Raw genomic sequence first — 660 nt, 5'->3', positions numbered from 1 at the left:
ATTCTAAGTGATACTTTTAACCCACAAAGTGGGTTTTTCTGACACACAGCGTGTGTTTTTTTGACCCACAAAGATGGGCAAAAAAGGATATTCTTGTAAAAAGAATATAGCACGTTATACTCTTTTAACAAAGAGTACGTGCCAGGAGATCCTGGACCCTTTTGTTGATTTCGTTTCACTTCATCAATAAACTTTTAAAAAAGTTTAAATAAAAAAATGTAGTTATATTTAAAACACAACTACATTTTTATTTATATTTATCTAACTTAAAATTTATTTTATATTTTTTATTTTTCAAACTAATTGATAAAAATTATTTATAATTCACCCTTGCATTGATATGCATAATATGCTAACTCTGCAACAGCAAAAGCACCACTTACAGTTTTTCCAGCTAGTTTACTAGCTTCTGATAATGCCATTTGCAGTATTTTTCCAGCAGCTCTCCAAGAATCTGATGCCATTTGTGCACCTAATGCTTCAGCATATTTTCCATCTAATAATTCATAAATAGGTCCTAAATAACTTATTAACTATAATAGTGCATTTTCACTTGAATAAATTTACAGTTGAATAGAAAAACACTTTCTTAAGCTACTTTAAGTTGCTCGAAAATTTTTTCTAGCGGAACTCCATTTTGAGCCGCGTTATATATTGATG

Annotated in this window: 1 protein-coding gene; it reads right to left on the bottom strand. The window is 29.7% G+C overall.

The features are described 5' to 3' along the window. Positions 1 to 317: 317 nt before the first annotated feature. Positions 318 to 464, bottom strand: coding sequence for a hypothetical protein (locus GBZ86_RS17580; protein ID WP_170272321.1), 147 nt, complete (start codon positions 462 to 464; stop codon positions 318 to 320). Positions 465 to 660: the final 196 nt, after the last annotated feature.

Origin of the sequence: Clostridium tarantellae (assembly GCF_009295725.1) — a bacterium.
GTDB classification, from domain to species: domain Bacteria; phylum Bacillota; class Clostridia; order Clostridiales; family Clostridiaceae; genus Sarcina; species Sarcina tarantellae.
The sequence above is the reverse complement of the archived record's forward strand: the minus strand, read 5'-3'. Positions and strand labels throughout refer to the sequence as shown.